This is a genomic window from Pseudomonas sp. BGI-2 (assembly GCF_004310295.1).
In the GTDB taxonomy this organism is placed as follows: Bacteria; Pseudomonadota; Gammaproteobacteria; order Pseudomonadales; family Pseudomonadaceae; genus Aquipseudomonas.
The window spans coordinates 60318-77807 of sequence record NZ_SISB01000001.1; the positions used below are offsets into that span (position 1 = coordinate 60318).

Annotated in this window: 13 protein-coding genes; 1 reads left to right on the forward strand and 12 read right to left on the reverse strand. The window is 59.1% G+C overall.

Features of this window, described 5'->3' with window-relative positions; genetic code table 11:
• Positions 1-15: 15 nt before the first annotated feature.
• The 11 genes from EYC95_RS00265 to EYC95_RS00315 form a co-directional block, all read right to left on the reverse strand.
• Positions 16-2973, reverse strand: coding sequence for an autotransporter serine protease (locus EYC95_RS00265; RefSeq protein WP_131058736.1), 2958 nt, complete (start codon positions 2971-2973; stop codon positions 16-18).
• Between the two features lie 105 nt (positions 2974-3078).
• The gene (locus EYC95_RS00270) at positions 3079-4446 is read right to left on the reverse strand and encodes a TolC family outer membrane protein (RefSeq protein ID WP_131058560.1); all 1368 of its coding nucleotides are present in this window, start codon (positions 4444-4446) and stop codon (positions 3079-3081) included.
• 2 nt (positions 4447-4448) lie between these two features.
• On the reverse strand, positions 4449-5798 hold the full coding sequence (locus EYC95_RS00275) for an HlyD family type I secretion periplasmic adaptor subunit (protein ID WP_131058561.1): 1350 nt from the start codon (positions 5796-5798) through the stop codon (positions 4449-4451).
• Positions 5795-7582 (reverse strand): type I secretion system permease/ATPase, encoded by a 1788-nt coding sequence (locus EYC95_RS00280; RefSeq protein WP_131058562.1) that lies wholly within the window; start codon positions 7580-7582, stop codon positions 5795-5797. Before EYC95_RS00280 ends, EYC95_RS00275 begins: the two co-directional genes overlap by 4 nt.
• A gap of 174 nt (positions 7583-7756) precedes the next feature.
• Positions 7757-8182, reverse strand: coding sequence for an AprI/Inh family metalloprotease inhibitor (locus EYC95_RS00285; RefSeq protein WP_131058737.1), 426 nt, complete (start codon positions 8180-8182; stop codon positions 7757-7759).
• Between the two features lie 75 nt (positions 8183-8257).
• Complete coding sequence (locus EYC95_RS00290; RefSeq protein WP_131058563.1) at positions 8258-9715, reverse strand: serralysin family metalloprotease; 1458 nt, start codon at positions 9713-9715, stop codon at positions 8258-8260.
• 380 nt (positions 9716-10095) lie between these two features.
• Positions 10096-10353 (reverse strand): hypothetical protein, encoded by a 258-nt coding sequence (locus tag EYC95_RS00295; RefSeq protein WP_131058564.1) that lies wholly within the window; start codon positions 10351-10353, stop codon positions 10096-10098.
• Positions 10354-10464: 111 nt separating this feature from the next.
• Positions 10465-11550: a polyamine ABC transporter substrate-binding protein gene (locus EYC95_RS00300; protein ID WP_131058565.1), complete on the reverse strand. Its 1086-nt coding sequence runs from the start codon at positions 11548-11550 to the stop codon at positions 10465-10467.
• Between the two features lie 81 nt (positions 11551-11631).
• On the reverse strand, positions 11632-11973 hold the full coding sequence (locus EYC95_RS00305; RefSeq protein ID WP_131058566.1) for a cupin domain-containing protein: 342 nt from the start codon (positions 11971-11973) through the stop codon (positions 11632-11634).
• Positions 11974-12016: 43 nt separating this feature from the next.
• Positions 12017-13423 (reverse strand): FAD-binding oxidoreductase, encoded by a 1407-nt coding sequence (locus EYC95_RS00310; RefSeq protein ID WP_131058567.1) that lies wholly within the window; start codon positions 13421-13423, stop codon positions 12017-12019.
• Positions 13424-13473: 50 nt separating this feature from the next.
• Positions 13474-14289, reverse strand: coding sequence for a nuclear transport factor 2 family protein (locus EYC95_RS00315; protein ID WP_131058568.1), 816 nt, complete (start codon positions 14287-14289; stop codon positions 13474-13476).
• A 262-nt stretch (positions 14290-14551) separates the two neighbouring features.
• Here EYC95_RS00315 and EYC95_RS00320 point away from each other — a divergent pair, with 262 nt between their 5' ends.
• Positions 14552-14827, forward strand: coding sequence for a DUF1652 domain-containing protein (locus EYC95_RS00320; protein WP_131058569.1), 276 nt, complete (start codon positions 14552-14554; stop codon positions 14825-14827).
• Positions 14828-14885: 58 nt separating this feature from the next.
• Here EYC95_RS00320 and EYC95_RS00325 read toward each other — a convergent pair whose 3' ends face one another.
• Entirely contained in the window at positions 14886-17360 is a 2475-nt protein-coding gene (locus tag EYC95_RS00325) for a UvrD-helicase domain-containing protein (RefSeq protein ID WP_131058570.1), read from the reverse strand.
• Between the last annotated feature and the right edge of the window lie 130 nt (positions 17361-17490).

The following is a 17490-nucleotide window of genomic DNA, read 5'->3' on the forward strand; positions in this document are numbered from 1 at the left end:
GTTGTGAAACACGCGTTAGAACTGCCAATTGAGGCTCAGCCCTACGCCATGGCTCTTCTCGCGGCTGGCCAGTTGGCCGGTGTAATCAAGGTTCAAGCGAATGTCGCGGCTCAGGGCCAGGCTGGCATGGGCGCCGACCAGCGCCGCATCACGCACCATGGGCGAACCCTCCACCGAGAACGCCGTGCTGCCGCTGGCAAACGCCAGGTGCTGTTCGGCATCGGTATTGCTCAGGTTGTGCTGCCAGCCGAGGCTACCGCTCAGGTCGAGTTGCTGCTGAGCGGACAGGTTCACGGTTTTCAATGCGCGCACACCCAACGTGCTGAGCACCGCGTCACGCGTGTCGCCGCTGCTTTTCAGTGCGGCGGCATCACCGTTCTCGGTGAAGCCTTCGGTGTCGAGGTGTACGTAGGCCAGGTTGGCGAAGGGTTCGAGCGCCAGCGGTTGCAGGTTCAGGCGATACGCCGCCTCGCCGAACACTTGAGTGGTGCCGGCATCAACCTTGGCCTTCTGCTTGGCGCTGACGTCGCCGTATTGCAGGTCACGCTTGACGTCGGCGCGATGCCAGCTGTAGGCACCGCCGGCACTCAGGCGCCAGGCGCCCAACTCGCGGCCGGCATAAGCGCCAAGGTGATAGCTGTCGACCTTGGCCGATGAATGCGTGCCCGAGCCCATGCTCACCGAACTGTCGCTGTAGCCGGTGACCAGGCCGATCCGGGTTTGCTCGTCGATCACGCCATCGACACCGGCGAGCAAGCCGCCAATCGAGGTGGTGTAACCGGCGGTGTCATGGCGGTCATCGGTCTTGCCCCAGGCACCCAGCGCCTTGATCCAGCCATTGTTTTGAGTGCCTTTGGCGTCAATCAGTCGCTCGCCGACCGCGTCACGCAGGTAACGACTGTCGTTGATCAGCACCGAGCCCAATGCAGGATAAATTTCCCCCGACAACTGCTGGAACGCTTGCTGCGCGGTACCCGCAGACGGCGACAGCAACAGGCTTTCGTAAACCGGATTACCCGCCCCAAGCCCTTCCACGGCGGAGGCGACGGCTCGCTGATTCGGCGTCTGGCCGACGCTGGCGAAGGTCGTGTCGTTGCGCTCCACACTCAGTTGAATGCCGGTGGCGGCGTAATCGAGGCTGCCGCCCATGAACAGATAATTGGGCAGCACCGCGCCGAACTGACCTTGGATTCCGCCGGCCGCTTGCAGGATGTTGTATTGATGACCGAGCAGGCTTTGCACTTGTTGAGCGCTGAGCAAGGTCGGGCTGTTTTCCAGAAACAGGCTGACCGTCGCGCCGCTGACCGTGGCCGTGCCACCCGCGATGATCCGGTCGCTAGCGGTCGGCGACAGCTCCACCGCGTAGGTCGAGCCCGGCGCAAACGTGACGTCGCCGCTGACCTGCAAGGTGCCAATGGAATTGCCGGGCGCAACCGTAGCGCCGCGGTTGGCCGTCAGAGCGCCGATTCGGCCCGACCCACCCAGCGTGCCGCTGTCATTCACGGTCACACTGGATGCCAACGAACCGTTGACCGACAGCAGTCCGCCATTCACCGCGGTCGAGCCGCGCCAGGTGTTGTCACCGGTCAGCATCAACCGTCCGGCACCGGACTTGATCAAGCTGCCTTCGTAGATCCGGCTGGCGGCGGCTGAATCGCGAGCCATGCCGACGGCGTAATCCGTCTGATCCTGCTGGCTGGCACCGGCAGGCACACCGTTCTGCCAACCTTTAATGCTCAAGGTCTGTTGCCAGGCACTGCGTTCGGCCGCGTCTTCGCTCTGACGCCGGATCAGCGCGTTGTCCGAGATGTCGTTGCTCCAGACATCGCTCTGCCCTGCCCCCAGATTGGCGTCGAAGCGCCCGAGCAATTGCCCCGGCCCACGCATCGCCCGTTCGAGGTTGGCCACGCCCCAGCCGACGCGGGTATTCGGTGCCTGGGTGATTGAACCGTCGAGTTGGGTGGCAGTGGTCAGCAGGGTTTCGAGCGCCTGCTGGTTGGTCATGTACGGATAGCGTTCCATCACCAGCGCCAGGGCGCCGGTGGCATGCGGCGCGGACATGGACGTGCCGGACTTTATCGCATAACCGCCGTCGGGAATGGTGCTGTCGATCTTCGCGCCGGGGGTGGTGATGCACCAATACTTGGCGATCCCGCACTGGTTGTACTTCTGCTGGTTGCTTTGATCCAGCCCCGACACCGCCAGCCAGTGACCTTCCAGGTCCGGCTGGAAATACGGCAAGGCCGAACGCACGCTGGCGTTGGGGTAACCGCTGTTGCCGGCGCTGAACACGTTAATCACGCCGCGCCGGGAAACGCCCGCCGCCTCGTCGAGCCAGGTGCCTTTGTTCCAGTGCTGCGCGTAAGCGGCGTGCAGATCGCCGAGGGTTCGGTAGCTGACATCCGGTGGCTGGCTGCCCCAACTGTTATTGATCGCCCGCACGCCAGCGTCGGCCAAGGCGTTATAGACCGCTTTGAAGTAGCGCGGATCGGGATGGGGGCCGAACAGAAAACTGTCGTTCTTGTTGGTGTTGCCGACGTAGACCTGCGCGTTGTACGCCACACCGTGCATGCCGGTGCCATCGCGGGAGGCGCCGATGGTGCCGGCGACGTGGGTGCCGTGGGAATCGTTGTTTGTGTTGAGGGTACCATCCACTTTGAACAGTGAACCGTCGACGTAACTGCCGCTGGCCAGCACCGCGTGGTAACGGTCGGTGGCGAATTCTGGATGGGCCGCATCGAAGCCTGAATCGAGCTCGCCTATTTTCACGCCTTTGCCAGTGATGCCGGCGGCGTAGGCTTGGTCGGCCTGCATGCGGGCCAGTCCCCAGTCACGCTGGAATTCTGTGGTACGCCAACTGCCCGCATCACCCAGAGTGCCGGTTTCCTGATAAAGCGCCTGAGCCGAGCCGGGCACTACTGAAATCCAGAGCAACAACGTGCCGACCGACATCGGCTTGATCTGTACATCCATGTTCATCACTTCTCGCTTTTTTGGCGTTTTTAGAATTCTGGTTGCCCATTAAGGGCCGCAATGAATCTGTAGCAGTTGGTAAAAATGTGGTGTTTCTTGAGGAAATCATTGACTCCTTGGGCCCTGGCCGAATGCCTCATCCACCTTTGTCAGATCCTGCTCGCTCAAGGTCCCGGCGTAGTAATGCAACTTGGTCCAGGCCATCAGGTAGTCATACCTTGCCTGCGCCAGATCCCGGCGGGTGGTAAATAGTTGTTGTTCGGCATTCAACGCATCCAGGTTCACCCGCTCGCCACCCAAGATGCTTTGTTTGGTCGAGACCACCAGCGCTTCGGCCGATGTCAGGGCTTTCTGATAAGCCCGAAGTTTGTTCACACCCGACAGGCAGGCACTGAATTGCCGCCGCAACTCGATCAGGGTTTCCCGGGTCTTGCCATCCAGTTCGTACTCGGCCTGTTCCATGGTCCGGCTGGCCTGACGGGTCGACGCCGACACCCCGCCGCCGGCATACAACGGCACGCTGACTTCAATGCCGATGGTGTTGGTGTCATAACGCTGGTTGTAGGTATTGCCGCTTTCCGATTCGTTCTGACGCACCGAAGCGTAGGCACTGACTTTCGGCAGGTGCCCGGCGCGGTTGCGTTCGACTTCATAACGCGCAACTTCCACTGCCTGGCGCTGCGAGGCCAGGTTCGGGTTATTGGCCACGGCCATCTCGTGCCAGGAGTTGTAGTTGGCGGGCTGCAGGCTGAAGGTCTGGAAGTTCTGGTCCAGCGGCGCCAGGTCCGAGATGTCGACGGCCGGCACGCCAATCAGCGCGCCCAGTTCACGCAAGGACGCGTCCTGCTCGTTGCGCGCCTCGATTTCCTCGGCGGTCGCCAGTTCATAACGGGACTCGGCCTCGAGAATATCGGTGCGCGTGCCCTCGCCCTGGCGGAACATCTGTTCGTTCTGCTGGAATTGCTGTTCGAAGGCTTTCTTCTTCGCCAGCGCGATGTCGATCTGATCCTGGGCGAACAGCGCATTGGTGTAGTTTTCCAGCACACGGACCAGCAGTTCCTGGCTTTTGCCGCGGAAGGCTTCGTCGGCAAACAACGACTGCGCCACGCCTTTGCGATAGGCCGCGTAGGCTTCGTAATCGAGCAACGGCTGTTGCAGGGTCAGGTTCGAGCCATAGCTGCTGTAGTTGCGGTCCTCAGTGAAGTCCGGACGACCTTCATTGATTTGGGTCACCTTGGAGGTGTTCCGCCCCTTGTTGTAGGTGTAACCGATCCTGGGCAACAGCCCGGACCGGCCAATGATGCGGTTTTCCAGGCCGGCGTCCCGCTCCTTCATCGCCCCCAGGAACACCGGGTCATTGCGCAACGCTTGCTCGTAGATATCGAACGGCCCCATGGTGGCCATCACACTGTTGCACGTCAGCAACGCCAGGGTGGCGGCGAGCATTGAAAGCTTATTCATACAACCGAACATCCTTATTCCTCGGTCAATGCGGAGCCTGCCCGGTCGAGCAGCGGTTTGAACAAATAGTTGAGGAGTGAACGTTCACCGGTCCGCACGAACATTTCCGCCGGCATGCCGGGCTTGATCACCAGGCCGTTGAGTTTTTCCATCGCCTGGTCGCTGACGCTGCTGCGCAGCACGTAGTACGGCGCGCCGGTTTTCTCGTCGATCATCTGGTCGGCGGAGATCAGGCTGACTTCGCCGGGCACGCGCGGTGTACGGCTCTGGTTGAACGCCGTGAACAAAATGTCCACGGGCAAGTGGGTGCCGACCTTGTCGATCAGGTTGATCGGCAGGTGCCCTTCCACTTCCAGGCGAGTGCCTTGAGGCACGATCTCCAGCAAGGTTTCGCCCTGGCGGACCACCGCCCCTTCGGTGTGAACCCCAAGGTTGACCGCGATGCCGTCGGCGGTGGCGATGATTTCGCTGTGTTGCAGATCGAACCCGGCGGAGGTCAGTTGCTCTTCCAGCGTCACGCTTTTGAGTTGCGCGTCGGCCAGTTGCGTGCGGACTTCCTTCTGGTATTCCTCGATGTGCTGTTGCAGCTTCAGGCGCGACTCAAGAATGCCCTGTTCGACCCGGCCGCTTTCACCGCTGTTTTCCGCCAATTGTTGCTGCACCTGCGACAGTTGCCGCTGGAACTCCATCAAGCGGTTGCGCGGGATGTAGCCGTTGTCCGCCAGTGGCTGGAGATTACTCAGTTGTTGTTGCAGCGAACTGGCCTGAGCCGTCAGGTCCGTCCGCGCGCGGCGCATGCCCGCCAATTGCGCGCTGGCGCCTTCAATGCTGGCGCGCAAGCCGGCCTGCTCGCGGGAAAACGCTTCGCGGCGGCTGCTGAACAATTGCCGCTGGCCTTCGAGCACCAGCGCCAAGCGTGGGTCGGGATCGTTGCTCAGTTCAGCGGGGAAATTCACCTGCTTGAGGTTGTCCCGTTCACTCTGCCAGCGCGCCAGGCTGGCCCAGGCCATGCGGTATTGCGCTTGCAGCGATTGCACGTCGGCCGCGACCTGGGTCTGGTCGAGCTGGAACAACGGCTGGCCCTGCTTCACCACTTGACCCTCGCGCACCAGAATCCGGCTGACCACGCCGTTGCTCATCGATTGCACGGCTTTGCGCTTGCCGGAAACCACGACCGTGCCTTGCACCGGAATGCCTTGATCGAGTGGCGCCAGGCTGGCCCAGGTGAAGAAACTGCCGGCGCCGACGATCGCCAGAATCCAGCCCATGCGGGCGAAGAAACGCGCATCACGCTCGGGGCGTTCGGCGATATAATCGTGCTCCATCGTCGCTTCGTTTTCAGTGTTCATGCGAGCGCTGCTCATACACCCGAATTCCTTGTCGTGGGCTGATACTGGCGACTCATGCTGAGCCCGCCCGGTGCTTGCGGCGTTTTTTCACGTTGCTGTTCCTGGGCGCCTGACGGGTTACCGGCAAGCGCCTTGAGCACTTCCTGGCTTGGGCCGAAAGCCTGCAAGCGACCGTCGTTGAGCACCAGCAATTTGTCGGCCTGGGCCAGCGCCGAGGAACGATGGGTCACCAGAATCACACTGGTGCCCTGGGCTTTCATGTGCGCGATGGCGCTGGCCAGCGCCGCTTCGCCCACGGTATCGAGGTTGGAATTGGGTTCATCCAGCACCACCAGGCTCGGGTTGCCGTACAGCGCGCGGGCCAATGCCACTCGTTGCTTCTGGCCGCCGGACAAGCCGCTGCCGTCCTCGCCCAGCACCGTGTCGTAGCCTTGCGGCATGCGCAGGATCAATTCATGGACGCCTGCCTGTTGCGCGGCTTCGACGACTTTTTGCGGGTCGGCCTCGCGAAACCGGGCGATGTTTTCGGCGATGCTGCCGCTGAACAATTCGATGTCCTGGGGCAGGTAACCGATGTACGGACCGAGGTCGTCGCGGTTCCAGCGATGGATGTCCGCGCCATCGAGCCGGACGGTGCCGCCGAGGGTTGGCCAGACGCCGACCAGCACCCGGGCCAGGGTCGACTTGCCGGAGCCGGAGGCGCCAAGCACGCCCAACACTTCGCCGGCACCCAGGCTGAAATTGACCAGGTGCAGGGTCGCCGCACGTTGCCCCGGTGGACCGGCGCTGACTTGTTCGAAGGTGATCTGGCCTTTCGGCGCCGGCAGCGTCATGGCCTCGTCACTCGGAGGAAAGGCTTGCAGCAGCGAATCCAGACGACGGTAAGCGAGCTTGGCGCCGCTCCACTGTTTCCAGACCGCGATCAACTGATCGATGGGGCTCAGGACCCGGCCCATCAGAATGGAACCGGCGATCATCATCCCGGCGGTCATGTCGCCCTTGATCACCATCAACGCGCCCAGCCCCAGGACCAGGGATTGCAGGCACAGACGCAAGGTTTTGCTCAGGGAACTGATGATGGCACCGGTGTCGCTGGCCTGATTCTGCAGGCCGAGGAAACGCGAATGCACCTGGAACCAGCGCTTGCGCAACACCCCGAGCATGCCCATCGCCTGAATGGTTTCGGCGTTGTGCAAGTGACTGGTGGCCAGTTGGCTGGACTTCTGGGAAAACCCGGCGGCTTCGCCCAAGGGTTTTTTGGTCATCGCCTCGTTGAGGCAAGCGAGGCCAATCAGCACCAATGCGCCTACGGTCGCAAACACGCCCAGCCAGACATTGAACAGGTAAATCACGAAAAGGTAGACCGGAAACCACGGCGCATCGAAGAACGCGAACAGCGCCGGACCGGTGACGAATTGGCGAATGTGGGTCAGGTCCCCGAGGGACTGCCCGGCGTTGCCCTCGCCCTTGAGCAGGTTGCGCTCGAACGCGGCCTGATACACCCGCAGGTTGAAACGGCGCTCCAGTTGGCTGCCGATGCGGATGACGATGAAGCTGCGCACAATCTCGAGCAAACCGATAAAGGCGAAAAATCCGACCACCATCAGCGACAACATGGCCAGGGTGGTTTCGTTTTGCGAAGACAGCACCCGGTCGTAGACCTGGAGCATGTAAATCGACGGGACCAGCATCAGCACGTTAATTAACGCAGTGAAACAACCGACGCTGATCAGGATGCTTTTATAGTCACCCAATGCCTTGAATAACGGTGCGGTGGCCGGGCTCTTTGCCATCTTCATGGGTTCTTCCTGAGGTGTTATTCCTCGTCATACCTGACGAAGTTTCCATTAACTGTCCGCGCAGAGGCGGATATAGGTTTGGCGCACTAGCGCTTACAAACCAATAACAACTTTTAATCTGGTTTGGTGCTTATAACGATAATGACCGTCACTCTTTTAGCCGCGGCCTGTTAATTACTGCTTCTGGCGCACAAGTGTTATGACCAGGGTGGATTTCAATGCGGCTTTATAAGAGCCATCACGCTGGCGGCTGAGAAACAGAATCTTCGAACCTTCGTTGCCGGTAATCGCAATGCCGTCCGGTTCCGGGAACCAACCGATAGCGGTTTCGCCGTTCAGCCAGGCGCTGAAGCAACTGGCGCCCTCACCCAGTGTTTGGGTTTGTTGAAAGTCGATGACGCATACATTGGACGGTTTGTCCTGCAACGCTTGAGACTCTGGCGAGTCGTCTTTGGCGCTCAGGGTCGCCTGCCATTTGCCGGCCAGTTCCGAGGGATCTGCTAATTTCAGGCTGCTCGCCATGGCTGTCTCTCCAAAAAAAATCATCAACGTCGCCAGGAACCACGCGGTTGTTCGGTGGGTAAAAGCGTTTTGAACCATCGCTTGTTCTACTCCGGCTTGCGGCCTTTGGCACAGAGGGCGGCGCATCGGCGCCACCCTCCTTGTCGCTTTACATCACGCAGCAATGTCCGAGAACGCCGCCTGGCCAACGGTGCTGACCAGGAAATCAGCCACGCCGTGCCCGGAGAAGTCCACCGACAACTGGCTGTTACCGCCAGAAGAGGTCAACACTGCATCGCCTGCCGCACCGGTGAACGAACTCACGAAGTGCAGGCCCGCGCCTTTGGTGATGGCGGTCAGGTCAATCTTGTCCAGGCCGCTGACAAAATCGAGGATCTGATCGGCTACACCCGGCTTGGAATCGCTGCTGGCCGCGAACACAAAGGTGTCCGAGCCAGTACCGCCCCACAGCTTGTCCGCACCGCCCGCGCCGAAGAGGATGTCGTTGCCGGCACCGCCCTTCAGTTCGTTCGATACGCTGTTACCGATCAACAGGTCATTGCCCGAACCGCCATTCGCGTTCTCGACAGTGACGCCTTTAGCAATGGACACGTTGCCTACCAAGCCACCAACGTCGGAGAACGAGGCCTCATTGAGGTTGATCTTCTGGTTTTGGGTAAAACCGGAGAAGTCCAGCGTGTCCTTGCCACCCGCATCCCACACCGAGAACACAACCTTGTCCGACGACGAAGACGCGCTCAGGAAATCGCGACCGGCGTTGGAATTGAAACCGTAGGTGGTGTCTCCGGTGCGGGTGGTGGTATTGGCACCGTAGAGCTTCTGGATCGCTGCAATGTCGTCCAGCAGCGGGCCGGACGCATAGGCTTCGACGCCGGCCTTGCTGAAGTTCTGGTCGGTATTGCTTTCACTCCAGTAGCTCATGAGGCTGTAACCGCGGGTGTCTTCCGCGTAGGTTGCGTCATTGTAGGTCGGCGCGCCCTCACCGGCGTTGTAGTCGCCGGGGTGGGCCAGGCCCAGGCTGTGACCGATTTCGTGAGTCAGGGTTTGACGACCGTAGTTGTTCAGGTCCGGTGTCTTGTTTGGCGTGTAGCTGCTGTTGGTCAGGTACCAGGAAGTACCGTCATAACCAGCACCGGTGCCAGGCAGGTAGGCGAATGCCGCTGCGCCGTCCTGGCCGCCGCTGTAGTTGCCGAAGGTCATGTGACCGTCGCCGCCCGTGGCCTTATCGGTGAACGTGACTTTGGCCACATCGGCCCAGGATTGCATGGCGAGCACGGCCTGGGCTTTCTGTTGTGCGCTGAACTGACTGAAGCCGGTAATCCCGTGCTTGTTCATGGTGCTCGACGACGCCGAGGTCAGGAACGTGTAGGTGAGTTCGATTTTGCCGCTGCCGTCCTTGTCCTGGTAGGCAGCGCCGTCACGCAGCAATTGGGTCGCTGCCTCGTCGACGGAGAAGGAGGGTTTGCCATTGACCGTGAGATTGCCACCCCGGTCATACTGATGGCTGAAGCTGTCGATCTGGTTGTACGCAGAACTGGGCGCAGCCAATGCTTGCAATGGCGAAAAGGCCTGTTCGGCAAGATCAATAGCGTTATTTTTAACTTTCGACATAAACACACTTCCTTGTTTAGCAATGGAACAGTTTTTGTCTGATAGCGACAATCTCTGGCGAGATCGTCCTATCACTCGCCCAATGAAGGCGAAAGAAAGCTGACACAATTCGAAATCAAACGTCTACATTTTTTTTGACGTCAAATTGTGCAACTCCAGCAAGTACCCGAAAACAATGCCTGCGCTGTCGAAATATAGTTTCAAGTTGAGGGTTTCGGACTAATTGTCTGACAATTGCGTATTTAAATATTAAATAGAGGTAAGTTGTATTTTGTCGAAGGCGTCTCGTTTTTTCGGACTTATTAGTATGAGTGCCATTGGATTGACATCGCGCCGACCGGCTCGATGAACCGGTCGCCACGAACAGAGACTTTTCTTAATCATGAAATATCGAAGGTGACGATTACTGCATATCGGGATTGCGTAAGAGATTTCGTTTCGAAGACAAGACGTCCGCTTGCCGCGAGCGCTGGATAGCCATTGTTGAGCTGAGCCGTGCCAATTGCGGCTTGCCAATACCACGTGCTGGGGTTGCCGCAGTCATATTTGAGGTAGGTAAGGAGCTTCACCGCAGCGTGATCGAACTCATATTTACCGCTGTCTTCATTTTTTGTATTAAAGGTAACCGCAATGCCCACGTCTTTACCCGGGGACTCGGGATACTTGAATATCCCGTATATGCGCAGGGTACCGTGCTGATGATCAAGGAAAACCGCTTCGGTCGTGAACTGGCAGCGCGGATTTTGCTGTCAACTCCCCGTCCGAATCTTGTTCCAGACCCGCGTCCGAATCCTGTCAATATTCAGCGGCATCGCCTCCAGCGCGAACAGCTTGCCCATCATTTCCGGGCTTGGATAAACCTTCGTGTCGTTCTTTATGGCCGGGTCAATCAAGCTGTCAGCTTGTTGGTTGCCGTTGGCGTAGTGCACGTAGTTGCTGATGCTGGCCATGACGTCCGGGCGCAGCAGGTAGTTCATGAAGGCGTAGCCGGCCTTTTCGTCCGGGGCGTCGGCGGGCATGGCGACCATGTCGAACCAGATCGCGGCGCCTTCCTTGGGAATGGCATAACCGATGTCGACACCGTTCTTGGCTTCTTTGGCACGGGTCTCGGCTTGCAGGATGTCGCCAGAGAAGCCGACGGCCACGCAGATGTCGCCGTTGGCCAGGTCGCTGGTGTATTTGGACGAATGGAAATAGCTCACGTACGGCCGGACTTTCATCAGCAGCGCTTCAGCCTTTTTGTAGTCTTCCGGGTTCTTGCTGTGATGCGGCAGTCCCAGGTAGTTCAGCGCGGCTGGCAGCAGTTCGGGGCCGTTGTCGAGGATGGCGACGCCGCACTTTTGCAGTTTTGCCATGTTCTCGGGCTTGAAGATCAAGTCCCAGGAATCCACTGGCGCGTTGTCGCCGAGTACAGCTTTGACCTTGGCGATGTTGTAGCCGATGCCGGTGCTGCCCCACAGGTACGGGAAACCGTGCTCGTTGCCCGGATCGTTGGTCTGCAACGCGGTGAGCAACACCGGATTGAGGTTCTTCCAGTTCGGCAACTGGCTCTTGTCGAGCTTCTTCAGCGCCCCACCCTGAATCTGCCGCGCCATGAAATGGTTGGACGGGAATACCACGTCGTACCCGGATTTGCCGGTCATCAGCTTGCCATCAAGGGTTTCGTTGCTGTCGTAGACGTCGTAGCTGAAGGCGATGCCGGTTTCTTTCTGAAAGTTTTTGGTGGTGTCCGGGGCGATGTAGTCCGACCAGTTGTAGATCTTGACGGTCTCGGCCGCGTGGCTGAGGGACGCGATGAGCGCAAGGGGTGCCAGGGTGAATGTCTTTCGGATCATGAGTCGATTCCTGTATGCGGTTGGTGCTTTTTATTGGAGGGCTGGCAGGCAATCAAAGGATCAAAAATCAAAAATCAAAAATCAAAAAATCAAAACGTAGGTTTTGCGCACGGTTTCCTGGATGTCCCAGATGCCGAGGCTATTGGCCGGCAACATCAGTGCATCGCCGGCTTCGATGTAGAGTGTTTCACCGACGTCCGGGGTGAAGGTGCAGCGGCCCTGGATGAAGTGACAAAATTCCTGCGCAACGATCTGCCGGCGCCAGCGGCCGGGCGTGCATTCCCAGACGCCGGTTTCGACGCCATCGTCGCGCTCGACGCTGGTGGTCGAAGCCACCGCCACCGGCGTTCCCAGCGGCACGGCGACGGGGTTCGACTCCTCCAGTTCCAATGCTGCGGTGTTCTTGAATTGCGTGATGCCCATGGGAGTACCTGTCGATTGAGCCTATAGATGAAGAGCGCGCCGTTTACTGCATGAAACCTTCCATGAACCCCGCCACCTTGCTCGCCAGTTTGCGGCGCCAGGGGGCCGTGGCCGGGTTGGCCAGGGTCTGGTCTTCGTGGACGAAGCTGCGGATGATCGCGTTGTAACCGAGCCAGCGGCAGGGCTCCGCCTCCCAGGCCCTGAGCCTGTCGAGACCGCCCTGGGGCATGACCCAAGGCTGGCGAACCAATTCGGTATCGCGCTCGAGAATCAGATCAGCCAGGGTTCTGCCGCCCAGATTGCTGGCACCCACGCCCTCCCCGCCATAACCACCGGACAAGGCAATGCCGCTGGCCTGATCGCAAAGCATGTGTGGCTTGAAGTGGCGGGACATGCCGAGATTGCCGCCCCACGCGTGGGTAATCCGCACATTCTTGAGTTGCGGGAAGAGTTCCCCGAACAAATAACGCCGCAATTCCACTTCGCTGGTGGTCAAGTCAAAGTCATGGCGCAACTTGCCGGCAAACTGATAGCCGCCCCGGGCGCCGAATACCAGGCGGTTGTCCGCCGTGCGCTGGCCGTAGGTGACCTGCCGGCTGCTTTCGCTGAACGCCTGGCCGCGGCTCAGGCCGATTTCATCCCAGGTCGCGGCAGACAGCGGTTCAGTGGCCACGATCAGGCTTTGTACCGGTAACTGATAGCGGCCGAGTGGCGGCAGAGTGACCGAGTAACCCTCTACCGCCGGCACGATCCAGCGACTGCGAACCTGAGCCTTGGCAGTGCGCAAACTCCCCGACTGCCACTGCGTGACGGCGCTGTTTTCATAGATGTTGACCCCCATGCGCTCCACCGTCCTGGCCAGTCCTCGCACCAACTTTGCCGGGTGGATGGTCGCAACGTGCGGTGCATAGATACCGCCATAAGGCTTCGCAACTCTGATCTGTTGCGCCAACTGCTCGGGGCTGAGCCAGCGATAATCGCTTTCGGTCAGGCCTTGGCTGTAGAGCTTGTCGAGGTAGCTCCGCAGACTGGCTTCCTGCTCGGGATAGCGCGCGGCGCAATACAGCACGCCGCCTTTGCGGTAATCGCAGTCGATGCCCTCACGTTCGATAACAATCTCTACTTCATCAGGAATGCTGTGCAGCAGATCGAAGGATTCGCGGCGTTGGTCCGCCGGCAAACCGGCCAATAAACGGTCTTCGCCCAACAGGTTGCCCATCAGCCAGCCGCCGTTACGGCCCGAAGCGCCAAAACCGGCGGTTTGCGCTTCAATGATGGCGATGTCCAGGCCTGGCGCCAGGCGCTTGAGGTAATACGCGGTCCATAGCCCGGTGTATCCCGCGCCGATGATGGCGACGTCGACGTCCAGGTCGTGTTCCAGCGCCGGGCGCGGCAACAGGGGCTCGTCGAGTTGATCCATCCACAAACTGATAGTGCGCCACGCCGACATGCAGGACTCCGCCACTCAAACTTCGTTGGCGTCGATCCTAGTGCGTGGGCTCAGGGACTGTCGTGCGCGCGTGCACGCAAAGAAATTTGTTTGACGTAAGCCTTGGGCGATAGCCCCGTGTGCTGGCGGAAACAGCTGTAGAACGCCGATAACGAATTGAAACCGGCGGCAAACGCCAGTTCATCAATGCGCAACGGTGGCGTGGCGGCTTCCAGAGCCGCGAGTAAATGCTGCAGTCGAGCCTGGTTCACGTAGCGATAGAAACTCTGGCCCAACACTTGATTCAGCAGATAGGAAATCTGATTGCGGCTGTACCCGCACTCCTTCGCCACCCGTTGCAGGTCGAGTTCGGGGTCCAGATAAGGCTGCTGACACTGGAAGTACTGTTGCAGGTCTTGCGCCATGAAACTGAGCTGCCGTGGTGAAAGCCCGAGACGGCTGACGGCCGGGCGCAGGTTCGTGGCAGTGCTCGTTTGCGGTTGTTCGCGCACCAGGGACGCGTATTCGTTGACACGCCAGATCAACCCGTCGCGCACCGTGATCGCCTCACTGGAACGGAACGACACCAGCCCTTCGCCGCCGCGCAACGTCATCTGGTACTGGATGAACGCGGTGTTGCCGTCCAGGCGTATGCGATCCGAATGCTCCAGCGCTTCATCCGGGTTACGCGGCATGCTGCCGCGCACGTACTCGCGCAGTTCGTCCAGGCCCATGACCCGGTTCTGGAAAAAATCGTTGTACTGGATGTCCGGGTGATACAGCGCCATGACCCCGTCCAGATCCCGGTGTTTCCAGCACAGGTGGTAACGCATGACCGTCTCCCCCGTGGCCTGGGTTTGCAGGGGGCCATCATCATCGGCGTGCATAAAGGACTCGGCAAAAAAAATCGAGCTTGCCCAAGTTCGGCCACGGCTTCAATGACCAGAACGAATCGGCGCTACGCCGAGCGAGGCCTGGCACATGATCCACATCAAAAAAACGCAAGCAATCGCCAAACGGACTGAAAAATATCACATGGTTTTCACATCTGGATGCTACTTTTAAAAGCAGTCACCGGTTGAGCCATTGAAGGCTCTTCCCTCCTAACATGAGCTAAAGGAAGCGCTCGATGAAGAAGGCGGGCAACACATGAATCAAGGGTCTTTCAGTAAAGTTACGTTTCCAAACGCCTGCCAGCTGATGCGCTGGCATTTTCATCCCATGGGATTCGAGGCGAGCATGGACGCACCGGGCAGCATGATTGCCCGCCTGTTTGACCGCGCCAGTGGCGAGACCATGATCGCCATTGCAGGCATTCCTTGCGCTACCGTGATGAATGCTGCGGACGTAGAACGAATAATCGAAGCCGTGGAAGACGAACTTGAGTCTTTCATTCCTCCAGTGGCCCTCAAGAGTTATGCCTGAAGGCCAACCGCCCCACAAAAAAGCCCACATCCTGTGGGCTTTTTTGTGGGGCTCGGGTTCAAGCCAGTTTCTGACCCTGGCGGTGATCGGCGAAAAACGGCTTGTCCTTGCCAATCCGGTCAGAAGCCTTGGGCATGTTCGCAGCCTGAGTGTCCTGCCCCTCGACATACCAATAGCAATGACTCACCGCCCGAGTGATGCCGACGTAAGCCAGTCGCAGGATTTCGTCTTTCTGCGCGTTGTCGTACGGCTCGTTGTCGCCCGACTTGCCAAGTCCGGCCATCCGATAGACCTGGTTCTTGTAAGGAGAACTGGTCAGGTGCTGGCAATCACCGAGCAAAAACACCGCGTCAGCTTGCAGGCCTTTGGCGCTGTGATAGGTCAGTTGTTTGATCCGGCGCGCTTCGTACGGCAGGCTAGAATCTACATTAACTACAGATTGAATATGCTGTTTTATCAATAACTTATCGATGCTTTTTCGATACAGCATCAAGATTGAATCGCCCTGTCTGTAATGCTGGATCAAACGCTGAGCCATTCCTTGATCGTCCCTATCCATGACGTTCACCGGCAACAGTGCCTTGGGTTCACCGCTGGCCTTGGCCTTCTTTCCTGCGATCGATGGTGCTGCGCGGACGATATGCTCGGCAGCATCAATAATGTGCTGATGACTTCGATAGTTGTCGCTGAGCATCACCTTCGTCGTGCTCGGAGACGGGAATTCCTTGTTGAACTCCATGAAGTACGACGGGGAACTGCCGCGCCAGCCATAAATCGACTGCCAGTCATCGCCGACGCAGAGCAAGGATGACCGTTGCGCGCCACGCCCCACGTGCATTCCCGGGCCGCGACTGCGGATCTCGGCCAGGCTGGCACGAATCCAGGAGACAATCTGCGGCGATACGTCCTGAAATTCGTCGATCATCAGATGAGACAAAGGCCTCAGCAGTTCATCGCCCAGCAATTTCAGGTTTTCCGGGGAATGCTCGCTGAACAAGGCAAACATCCGGTTATAGGTCATTACCGGTGGTTTTTGGTCAAGCAAGTGATCTTCCAGGGCGCGCCAGAACAGGCTCAAGGCCTCGAAGAAAAACCGGTCCGGGTCATCCTTGGCGAAACTCATTTGACCGACAGCATTCGGCACATCCAGGCCCAGGTTTTCGATAAACCCGGCGGAAGCCACAAAACAGTCCAGCAAGGGAGCCGACCCCAGCTCTCCTTTGACCTTGTAATCGAAGCCAGGCCCGGCACTGGCATCGCCCGCCAAGGAGGCCAATACACGCTTGGATGACTCGTAACTATCTAACCATATCAATGGTTTACGACAGAAAGCTTGAAACAGGGTGCGCTTGACAGCCCATTCCGCGCGAACGGTTAACTTGGCATTTGGGCGGCTGACTTGCGGACTTTCCCGAGGATCAAATCCCAGCACCACCCAGGCGTCCAGCGTCGGAATGTAGCCGTGACAATGGAAGGTCGCACCATTGATGTCGAAGGACTGCCGATTGGGCTCGATGCCTTTTATCGGCCAGGCGCCGGCGCGAAACCACAGATCTTCAACAGTGTCGCAGAGCTCTTCGTCACGTTTGGCCGCCAACTCGGTCACTGCCATGCGCTTCTGCACGTCGGGGTGATCGCGCTCCAACTCCTTGAGCTGCAAAGCGTGACGGGACAACGGCTTGATCAGCTCGCGAAAACGCTCATCGCGGGTGTGCAGGCTGTGAAAACAGGCATTGAGTTGCTGACGCTGGGCGTCGTTGATGCGCAGGTCGAAGGGATTGCTGTCGACCTCCTCATCGCCGTTCTGCGCGCGATTGCTGAGGTTTTCGAACGCTTGCAGACGCTCGAAGCCCGGCAGACTGCGAACCATTGGCAAAATTCGGGAGTGGAAGGTGCGCACCAGATCCCGTGCCTCTTTGAGGCTCAGCGCACGGCCCCACATTGCAAATAACTCGATCAGCTTATTAATGAAGTCTTTGCGCGACTCGCGGGTGAAGGTCACCACGGTCATCGAACTCAGCTCGAACCCCAGGTAATGGGTCAGCAGCAAGATGCGCAGTACCAGAGTCGTCGATTTGCCCGCCCCGGCCCCGGCAATCACTGACGTCGAAGGCGTGTCGCTGAAAATCATCTTCCACTGGGCAGCGCTGGGCTGGGCGTGCGGTGGCAGCAGTCGGGCGACATCGGCTTTCATGCGCTTCTTCAACTCGGCACTCAATGGCAGGCGCCAATCGTCGAACAAGTTGTCGTCAACGTTAGGTGGCCGGTGCTCGGTTGAGCGCGAATCGCGGATCAACAAAACCTGCCGACCTTCTTCCAACCCCTCGGCTTTCCCTTCCTTATAGCCGTAATCGACCCCGGCACTGTGACCACTGCGAAAACCGTCGGCTTGCCCGTGCAGCCACGACGCACGGTGTTGCGCGCGCAGTCGGGTAAGGCCATGACCGAAGAACCGGGCGGCCAGGCGCTTGAGCAATGGCATCTCGGCCAGGGGACGAAGTTCGGGAGGAAGATCGGGGGTGTGTTGCGGCACGCGGACTGACTCCAGGGTGTGAGGCTGTTGAGGGCTATGGTGTCCGTATTTGCCGTTGAGTTCTAGTGAAATGCTTACAGGTCATTGGCTTATACGATGAAGTGAAGGCTAGATGAGAACGTTTCGAGGT